Source organism: Oceanobacillus neutriphilus (assembly GCF_014645515.1).
GTDB classification, from domain to species: domain Bacteria; phylum Bacillota; class Bacilli; order Bacillales; family Amphibacillaceae; genus Oceanobacillus; species Oceanobacillus neutriphilus.
In genome coordinates this window covers 1-589 of the sequence record NZ_BMLW01000051.1, presented here as the reverse complement: position 1 = coordinate 589, position 589 = coordinate 1, and the positions used below count along the sequence as shown (strand labels likewise).

The 589-nt window shown below is 34.8% G+C and carries 1 protein-coding gene; it reads left to right on the top strand.

The window, feature by feature from the left end; genetic code table 11:
* Positions 1–569 (top strand): hypothetical protein (locus IEX29_RS26455; RefSeq protein ID WP_229720417.1); only part of this gene is annotated, 569 nt, incomplete at its 5' end.
* Positions 570–589: the final 20 nt, after the last annotated feature.

Below are 589 nucleotides of genomic sequence, written 5' to 3'. Positions count from 1 at the left end.
GAGGAGGTGCAGTGATGGATGAACGTATACAGGAAATGAGATTAAAACTAGATAAGATATCCTGGGAGCCAGACCAATTAGAGAAAAATAAACAAGCTTTTGATTTTATAGTTATGTATTCTGATTACCTTATCCAACAAGTTGCACAAATAGAATCAATGGCACATGTAATAAAGGTTAAAAACAAGGAAATGCGTGAGTTAAGTAATTTTTTAAAAGAAAGAAATATACCACTTAAAGAGTTGAGTCCTCTTATTACTGTAATGAATCAGGTACAGGAGTTGGAAAGAGATAGAGCAGAGTGGGAAATTGAATCACATACCCAAAACGCAAGAAACAAACGATTAGAACACCAATTTAATGAACTGTATCGAAAACATTTTATAAAAGTAGACCAATTAGAAAAACAAAACCAGCGTTACAAAGAGGTTAAAGGACAATTAGAGGCAATATATGATGCTGAAGATATGGAAAATCCAATTATTAAAAACGAGTATATCGGTGGGTATCTACAAGGGCTAGATAGAGCTATAGATTTGCTGGAATACGCACAGGAAGGGGAATCGTGATGGATGAACGGTTGGAAGAG